Source organism: Acinetobacter sp. GWC1_38_13 (assembly GCF_001767535.1).
GTDB classification, from domain to species: domain Bacteria; phylum Pseudomonadota; class Gammaproteobacteria; order Pseudomonadales; family Moraxellaceae; genus Acinetobacter; species Acinetobacter junii.
This window is the reverse complement of sequence record NZ_MELG01000027.1, coordinates 1-1,116: the sequence shown is the minus strand read 5'-3', so window position 1 is coordinate 1,116 and position 1,116 is coordinate 1. Positions and strand designations below refer to the sequence as shown.

Below are 1,116 nucleotides of genomic sequence, written 5' to 3'. Positions count from 1 at the left end.
TGAGCATAACTTAGAGGTCTTGGAGCGCTTACTTGCTGCAGGGATTCATTGGGATGCACCAACTGCACCAACTCGCCAACCTTTGAATGGTGAAAGTTGGGTGGTGACTGGCACATTGGAAAGTATGGGGCGTGATGAAGCAACCCAGCGGCTTCAAGCTTTAGGTGCGCGTGTGAGTGGTAGTGTTTCAAGTAAAACCAAATGTGTCGTTGCTGGTGAGAAAGCAGGGAGCAAACTTGATAAGGCACAAAAGTTAGACATTCGTGTAATGAACGAGCAAGAGTTTTTGGATTTCTTGGCGCAGTACGGAGGGGTTGAATGAGTATTAAAGCATTGAAAGCCCATCTTGTCACAAAACCTGAAAAACAATTGCTTCAAGAGATTGTTAAACTATATCAACAGTTTTCAGTGGTTAGAGATTTTTATGATTCACAGATAAGTACAGAGGGGGCAAATGACGTACTTTCTAAATATAAAAAAATAATTCGGGATGAATTTTTGCCCAAACATGGATTTGGTGATGCAAGGTTATCTGTTGCACGAAAAGCGGTTATGGACTTTAAAAAGCTTAATGGATTAAATATACATCTAGTTGATCTTGCAATCTATTATGTTGAAACTGGAGTAAAATTTACCAACATGTATGGCGATATTAATGAGCCATTTTATAATAGTATGGAGTCAATGTTTGCTCAGGCAATGAAATGGATGAAGCAGCTCAATGTGGAAAGTCAATTTCAACAAAGAGCAGCAAAGATTTGTCACGATACAGATGGCATTGGCTGGGGATTTGATGATGGACTATGTGAAATTTATAGTGATTATTTTGATGATTAGTTCTAAAAAAATGGAAACAAGCCTATTGAACTGAATGTAGTTGAATAGGCTTTTATTATCATGCACGTTTTTTTACAATGCCATCATCAAGTAATTGTTGGAAATGTTCGCAAACACTTTCTCGAATGTCTCTATATTCGATACCCAATTCATTTACGCTACGTTGAGCATTAAAATAAATTGGATATCCCATATTGAGTTTTACGAATTGACGAGAGTGCCCAAATATTGGTGCGACCAATGAGAATGCTGCTTTAGGTACAGTAAAGTGTGGAAAAG

General features: G+C 38.1%; 2 protein-coding genes and 1 pseudogene. 2 read left to right on the top strand and 1 reads right to left on the bottom strand.

Annotated elements, in window-relative coordinates; translation table 11 throughout:
- Both A2003_RS02540 and A2003_RS02535 read left to right on the top strand, forming a co-directional pair.
- The coding region (locus A2003_RS02540; RefSeq protein WP_353743754.1) for a BRCT domain-containing protein at positions 1-322 on the top strand (322 nt) is incomplete at its 5' end.
- Positions 319-837, top strand: coding sequence for a DUF6155 family protein (locus tag A2003_RS02535; protein ID WP_005403124.1), 519 nt, complete (start codon positions 319-321; stop codon positions 835-837). The genes A2003_RS02540 and A2003_RS02535, both read left to right, overlap by 4 nt.
- A 58-nt stretch (positions 838-895) precedes the next feature.
- Here A2003_RS02535 and A2003_RS02530 read toward each other — a convergent pair.
- A pseudogene (locus A2003_RS02530) lies at positions 896-1,116 on the bottom strand (diaminohydroxyphosphoribosylaminopyrimidine deaminase); the annotation flags it as partial.